Consider the following 7,007-nt stretch of genomic DNA (forward strand, 5'->3'; position numbering starts at 1 on the left):
TAAAAGCACCATGCTCATAACAGTGTGGGTATTTATCGGTATCGAGGGTGCGGTTGTTGTTTCAAGCCGAGCAAAGAGCCGCAAAGATATTGGCCGGGCAACCATATTAGGTTTACTGACCGCCCTTACTATCTATGTGCTGGTGACATTGCTTTCTATGGGCGTGATCAGTACCGAACAGCTGGCTACCTATCAGAACCCATCCATGGCCCGAGTACTGACAGAAATTTTAGGCCCCTGGGGCTCTGTCATCATTGGCTGTGGGCTACTGATTTCTGTTTGTGGTGCCTTCTTGAGCTGGACAGTATTGGCTTCTGAAGCCCCTTACCTGGGCGCAAAAGACAACATGTTCCCAAAAAGCCTAGCCCGGCAAAATAAGGCTGGCAGCCCGATTAATGCACTACTGCTTACAAACGGCTGCGTTCAGGTTTCCTTGTTTTTTGTTGTTTTTGCGGGTAGTACCTACGATATGCTGCTGGCAGTCGCATCTGAAATGATTCTGGTTCCTTACTTCCTTGTTGGTGCCTATACGCTGAAACTGGCTATCGAGCGCAAAGATCGGGGCTCACTGTTTTGGGTTGGACTTGGTGCAAGCCTTTACGGTATTTGGTTGCTCTACGCGTCTGGCCTGAACTACCTGCTCCTGTCCGCATTACTGTATTTACCAGGGTTGTATTTCTATATCAAGGCTAAGCGTGAGCAAAATACAGATGTCTTTGTCGGTTCAGAGAAAGCGGCAGCCAGCCTCCTGACCGTCGCAGCATTTCTTGCCGTAGGCATGCTATGGCAAGGCATAATCTGAGTAATCACCAATCAAGAAAAAAGCCAGCTAAACAGCTGGCTTTTTATTTGATTGCAAACGAATCGGCATTTAAGGCTCAACCATGTGAACTCTCAGTTCCTCACCGTTATCAGACGCCATGGTAATTCTACAACTGGCTTTGCTTTCAATCTGATCAAGCTGCTCACTTTCCAGAGCATACGGCAAAGTAATTAACAATTCGTCAATCTGTTCAGCTCGTGCCAGTCGTAGCAAACGGATCAGATTATTCGAATCACTGGTATTGGTTGACAGCACTTTTAATGCCTGCATCTGTAATTTTTCTGACTCGGTTAATTCTTTTGGCAATGAAGATGTCCATGAAATTTCAAATGCCGGAATTAACGCCTTTAATGCATCGATAAAAGTCATCCTATGTTTACAAGATGCAGATAAGAACGATGTGTAATCAAACACGACGTTACTGTTTTTTGAGATTTCAACTGATGTTTCCATAATCATCCTTAAAAGAAACATAACCACTGTTGTTGCGACTCAGTGTGACGATTGGCATCTACTTGTAACCGTATTCAACTATACGACTAACTTGTTTCTGAGGAATTGTTTATTTTTCAAAATTTGCGTCTGATCTTACTTTTAGAGCCTAAAAACCAATATTAAAATACCTATCAAACAATTGATTAACATCAACAAAACTTTCAAAACACATGCTTCACGTTGCTGAAATATTGACCTAACCGACAATTTTCTTCACTTTCTTGCGTGAAGCCGCATAACAAGCACAAATAAAGCAACATAGGCAGAACATATGATTAACAATCAATGTTCTTCCTATTATTACTTTGCTTAATATAATGAAATGCCAATAAGAACTTATTCCCTAAAAGCATCCTTATAGATATGTATTTAGGAAAACTGTTGAGACGCAGAAATAACAACCACACCATTTTCTGATACGTGAAACCGCTCTTTATCTTGTTTTTTATTTACACCAATTATGGTGCCAGGAGGAATATTAACATTCTTGTCTATAATACAATTCTCAAGATGTGAGTCTGCACCAACAGTCACCCCTTCAAATAAAATACTGTTTATCACTACCGCAGCATTATTAATGGAAACCTTTGGAAATAATATTGAATCTTGTGCTGATCCTCCGGAAATAACAACTCCACTTGAGATAATCGAATTAATAAAAATACCCTCATTACCCGCAGCCGATGATACTGTACGAGCCGGTGGTAGCTGAGGCTCGTAGGTGCGGATCGGCCAGTCTTGCTGATACAGCTGCAATGGCGGCTGTACCTTTAGCAAATCCATATTTGATTGATAATACGCATCAATTGTACCGACATCACGCCAGTAAGCATCCTGACTTACACGTCCCTCTTCCCCACCGAACTGATATGCGAAGACACTTTGATTATCGATAAGTCCCGGAATGATATCTTTACCGAAATCATGACTCGATTGCGGGTTGGTCGCATCACGCTCTAATGTGCTGATAAGAGCATCAATCGAAAAAATATAGATCCCCATTGAAACCAAACTGGAATCCGGCTTATTGGGAATAGTAGCCGGGATTTCAGGCTTTTCAGCAAACTGCGTCACCTGAAACTTATCATCCACAGCCATAACACCGAAAGCACTCGCCTCTTCTTTGGGCACTTCCATACAGGCGACTGTCAGCTCAGCGCCTGATTCTTTGTGGTGCTTCAGCATTGGTGCATAATCCATACGGTAAATATGATCACCAGAAAGGACGACAACATACTTTGCTGCACTACGAGAAAGCAGATATAGGTTCTGGTATATGGCGTCAGCCGTCCCCTGATACCAGCTATCACCGGTTCGCATCTGCGGCGGAACAGCAGTGATATATTCCCCCAGTTCAGGATTGAAAATTGACCAGCCATCACGAAGGTGTTTCTGAAGTGAATGAGACTTGTATTGTGTCAGAACCAGAATCTGCCTTAGCCCCGAATGCAGGCAGTTTGCCAGAGTAAAATCGATAATCCGATACTTACCGCCAAAAGGTACCGCTGGTTTTGCGCGATTATCTGTAAGCGGTGACAAGCGTTTCCCTTCTCCACCAGCCAGAATGACTGTTATGGTCTCATCTTTCATCGGATATCCCCTTTTTAGTTTGGCTTGAAACATTATCAGCAAAGATCAAGCCAGTATTTGGATCCTCCTCGACTTAACCACAATCTTGCTAGATTCCAGCTCCAATACCGTTTCTGGCGGATACACGACGAACAAACACGTTGTTATGTTGCACCATAACCGGGATGGCAGTAGTGCAATGCACTTAGTTGGAGCACTATGAGTTAAATAAAAAAAGAAAAAGCCTTTGCATCAGCGTGACCCAAAGGCTTGATAGAGATTGATTGTGTTGTTGGTGTAACTGTCGCTTAAGGACGTTCACCATTCGCCAGTCGCTGCTCAATATCAGCAATAACTCCAGGTAAGTCGGCAATCGTATCGATAAGATAATGTGCACCAGAATGGGCAAATGCATCCTGCGCCTTGACCCGGGCGGCAGCTAACGTTGCCTCGTCAGCATGCTCAAATTGCTCTTGGGTCAAACCCGCTTCATTACCAGACAGCAAGAGTCCGACTGTCCACATGCCAGCATTCAACCCTTCGGTAATTCCCGGCACAGAGTCATCTACCTTCACACAGGCTTTAACTTCATCAACCGCGAGCTCAATCATATTCTGCAACAACATATAGGGTGCAGGACGTCCACCCGCTTTTAAATCATCGGTAGCAACAGCACAGTCGGGGCTATAACCTTTGTTTTTTGCAGCCGGGATTAACTCATCCAACACTACACGCGGGTAGCCGGTACAAGAGCCAATTTTGATCCCCTTTTCACGCAAACCATCAATCACCTCCTTCGCGCCTGGGATCAAATCCGCATGCTCGGCCACTTTCTTCACCTGCAGAGGCATAAAGGTCTGATAGATTTTATCGATATCTTCTTTTTGCATCGACTGACCAAACTGTGTCTGCCAACGGCTATCCACTTCAGGCAATGCACCAACAGCCTGAATATGCTCCCATTTACCGAGTCCCATCGGAACACGGGCTTCTTCAAGAGAGATATCAAAATCATATTCGCGCTTAAACGCTTCGACAAAGATCGTTGTTGGTGCAAAAGAGCCAAAATCAACCACGGTCCCAGCCCAGTCAAACATCACCGCTTTTACATGTGTTGTCATTATTACTTCCTTTCGCTTACTTCTTTAATTGCCTTCTCAACAATAGCCAGCGCTCTAACCAGATCCTCACGCTCAATAATTAGCGGCGGACTCAATTGCAAAACGTTACCCTGTGACACCTTAAAGCTCACACCTAGTTCTAAACAGCGATACATAACCTGCTCTGCAGCCTGTAGCGCTCTCTCCTTGGTATCCCGATCGACGACAAGCTCAATACCCCAAAGCAAACCAATGCCTCGTACATCGCCTATTAATGGATAACGCTGCTTCATACTCTCCAGACTGTCGCGCATATAAGCTTCATCAGCCTTTACCTTGGCGAGTAGGTTTTGTTGCTCAATCACTTCAATCGTGGCAAGGGCTGCTGCACAACCGATAGGGCTTTTTTCATGGGTGTAATGACCCAAAGAAACATGTGAAGCCATGTTGTACTTGTCTTTGGTCAGCATGGCGGCCATAGGGACAACCCCGCCTCCCAAGCCTTTGCCAATGCACAAAATATCCGGTTCAATGCCAAATTCCTGATAGGTAAACCAGTTACCGCTACGACCCATTCCGTTTGGAATGTCATCGATGATCAGCAAGACATTGTGGCGATCGCAAATATCCCGGATCCGCTGCCAATAGGCTTTACTGGGTACCTGAACATCAGTATTGCGCACACCTTCTGCGATGAACGCACCAATGCCGCCTTCTTTCTCAATCACATATTCAAGATAATCGGCATAGTGCACATCACTACCATCCGATGAAGGGAATGCCCCGCGATAACTCACAGCTGGCGGAATACGCTCGACACCAGCCATCAGCGGCCCCATTCCTTCACGAAAACAAGCTTCACCACCAACAGAGATTGCATCTAGGGAGGCACCATGGAAAGAATCCCACAGGGAGACGACTTTATAGTTACCCGTTATATAGCGGGCAAGCTTCAGTGCCATTCCGATAACCGATGTACCTCCGGGCGCAAATAGCACCCGGTTTAACTCACCACCAGCGATTTCAGTCAGCTTCTTTGCACAATCAATGGCGGTCTGATTGGTAAAACGTCTTGGCGAGAAAGGTAGCTCAGCCAGTTGCTGCTGTATTCGCTCGACAACATGCGGGTGACCGTAGCCGAGCTGATGGACATTATTGCCGTGAAAATCCATATAGCGTTTACCCGCTACATCCTCGATGTAGATACCTTCGGCGCCCACCAAGGCGTCAAGACATGGCGTAGACATCGCCTGATGCAGAAAATAGCGACTATCCTGTTCCAGCATCAGCCGAGTTTGATGATCGGAAATAGAGCGCGTCCACGATTCACGCGCAGGAGTAATATTGGTATCCCCTTCGCTGCGAAGCGACTGCTCGGTCAATGTTTGCTGAGTCATGCACCTTGCTCCTGACGGGCCACTACCGGCTGACTGACACTGTTTTCTTGTGCGTAGCCGTTATCCCAATACATAGAAGTCTCGATGGCATCAATCAGGCTGTGCATATCATCATTATGGACATCACCTATATTGCCGATCCTGAAGCAATCCGCATTGGACACTTTGCCCGGATAGATAACAAAGCCTTTAGCCTTCAGCTGGGTATAAAAGATTTTGAAATCATACTCGGGATGGGTTGGTGAATAGAAAGAGGTAATGATCGGAGAATGGAGTGACTTATCCAGCAGGCACTTAAAACCAAGCTTTTCCATCCCCTCCACGAGAATTTTCTGGTTCGAGCGATAGCGCTGGTAGCGCGCTTCTACACCACCCTCTTCATGCAGCTCAATCATTGCTTGGTGGAACGCCCGTACCGTGTGTGTCGGTGAGGTAAAGCGCCATTTACCGTGATTTTTTTCCATGCAATGCCACTGATCATAAAGATCAAGCGACAACGAACGGGCACGGCCCTGACATTTTTCCAGCTCGGCCTGCTTTGCCAGCACAAAGCCAAAGCCCGGTACGCCCTGAATACACTTGTTGGCAGAGCTGATCATGAAATCAATGTCGAGCGCACCAATATCCAGCGGTATACCGCCAAAGCTCGACATCGCATCCAGGATCATGACCTTGTTGTGCGCCTTAGCCAAACGAGTAACGGCTTCTATAGGGTTAAGCATGCCTGTCGTCGTTTCGCAGTGCACCATAGCGATATGGGTGATCGTCTTATCTTGTTCCAATATGGTCGCAAGGGCTTCGATATCAGGCTGTATTACCTCGCCAAGCTCCACAACGTGGTGTTCAATGTTCAGGTATTGGGCAATCGTGCCAATACGTTCTCCATAGGCACCATTATTTATCACCAGCAATTTACCGTCAGAGGGGATCACTGAGCCTAGCGTTGCTTCCACCGAAGCTGTCCCGCTTCCCTGCATCAATACACTTGTATAACCGGGATACTTAGTTGCGAGTTCAACCAGCTGTTTGCGGATCACCTCAACAATGCCTTTGTTGTAGTCATCATCCCAGGTACACCAGTCTTTCAGCATCGCCTCACGTACTGAGCGGCTTGTTGATAAAGGACCAGGAGTCAGTAGCAGATATTGATTATCCGAGTTTTCCATTATTTGATTCCATTTGGACTATACCAGTTTGATTAAACTATAACGATCAGCTTCATTTGCTGTAAATCCCTCTAAGTCAGAGTTAATAAAACTTTCATAAATTCTCATTTAGCCTCCTGACCACGAATTTCGTGGTGTCAAAAAAGCCACACAAAACTGTTAGCAAACTGAAATACGACAATCATCGAAGTGTCATATTGGCTCCCTAGCATCATTTGGGTCGGACAATCTGGTACAGACCAAAACTCATTTCATGGAGAAATAACGATGAAACACCGTTGGATTTTTGCACCTTTAACTGCCATTGCAGCCCTGACCGCAAGCTCTGCTTTTGCAGCTGAAGAGCTAACGGTTTACACCGCGTATGAAACGGACATGCTGGCGAAGTTCAAAAACGGCTTCGAGCAGGCAAACCCAGATATCAAAATTAAATGGGTGCGTGACTCAACCGGCATCA

At 45.8% G+C, this 7,007-nt stretch carries 6 protein-coding genes and 1 pseudogene; 2 read left to right on the forward strand and 5 right to left on the reverse strand.

Annotated elements, in window-relative coordinates:
• Positions 1-802 (forward strand): amino acid permease (locus MHN01_RS11810; RefSeq protein WP_239411531.1); only part of this gene is annotated, 802 nt, incomplete at its 5' end.
• A gap of 69 nt (positions 803-871) precedes the next feature.
• Here the strand turns inward: MHN01_RS11810 and MHN01_RS11815 are convergent.
• The 5 genes from MHN01_RS11815 to phnW all read right to left on the reverse strand — a co-directional run bounded on the left by MHN01_RS11815 (position 872) and on the right by phnW (position 6,550).
• Positions 872-1,276 (reverse strand): hypothetical protein, encoded by a 405-nt coding sequence (locus MHN01_RS11815; protein WP_239411532.1) that lies wholly within the window; start codon positions 1,274-1,276, stop codon positions 872-874.
• 411 nt (positions 1,277-1,687) lie between these two features.
• Positions 1,688-2,908, reverse strand: coding sequence for a glucose-1-phosphate adenylyltransferase (glgC, locus tag MHN01_RS11820; protein WP_239411533.1), 1,221 nt, complete (start codon positions 2,906-2,908; stop codon positions 1,688-1,690).
• A gap of 287 nt (positions 2,909-3,195) precedes the next feature.
• The gene (gene phnX / locus MHN01_RS11825; RefSeq protein ID WP_255725174.1) at positions 3,196-4,008 is read right to left on the reverse strand and encodes a phosphonoacetaldehyde hydrolase; all 813 of its coding nucleotides are present in this window, start codon (positions 4,006-4,008) and stop codon (positions 3,196-3,198) included.
• Positions 4,009-4,010: 2 nt separating this feature from the next.
• A complete protein-coding gene (locus MHN01_RS11830) occupies positions 4,011-5,384 on the reverse strand; it encodes an aspartate aminotransferase family protein (RefSeq protein ID WP_239411534.1) in 1,374 nt (457 codons plus the stop codon).
• Positions 5,381-6,550 (reverse strand): 2-aminoethylphosphonate--pyruvate transaminase, encoded by a 1,170-nt coding sequence (gene phnW / locus MHN01_RS11835; protein WP_239411535.1) that lies wholly within the window; start codon positions 6,548-6,550, stop codon positions 5,381-5,383. The genes MHN01_RS11830 and phnW overlap by 4 nt, the downstream gene beginning before the upstream one ends.
• 267 nt (positions 6,551-6,817) lie before the next feature.
• Between phnW and MHN01_RS11840 the strand changes: the two are divergent.
• Positions 6,818-7,007: pseudogene (locus MHN01_RS11840) on the forward strand (putative 2-aminoethylphosphonate ABC transporter substrate-binding protein); the annotation flags it as partial.

Origin of the sequence: Photobacterium sp. OFAV2-7 (assembly GCF_022347985.1) — a bacterium.
Lineage (GTDB): Bacteria > Pseudomonadota > Gammaproteobacteria > Enterobacterales > Vibrionaceae > Photobacterium.

Excerpts from the sequence above, each read along its gene's own strand:
- MHN01_RS11815 (WP_239411532.1), bottom strand. The coding sequence starts at position 1,276 with ATGGAAACATCAGTTGAAATCTCAAAAAACAGTAACGTCGTGTTTGAT.
- glgC (WP_239411533.1), bottom strand. The coding sequence starts at position 2,908 with ATGAAAGATGAGACCATAACAGTCATTCTGGCTGGTGGAGAAGGGAAA.
- phnX (WP_255725174.1), bottom strand. The coding sequence starts at position 4,008 with ATGACAACACATGTAAAAGCGGTGATGTTTGACTGGGCTGGGACCGTG.
- MHN01_RS11830 (WP_239411534.1), bottom strand. The coding sequence starts at position 5,384 with ATGACTCAGCAAACATTGACCGAGCAGTCGCTTCGCAGCGAAGGGGAT.
- phnW (WP_239411535.1), bottom strand. The coding sequence starts at position 6,550 with ATGGAAAACTCGGATAATCAATATCTGCTACTGACTCCTGGTCCTTTA.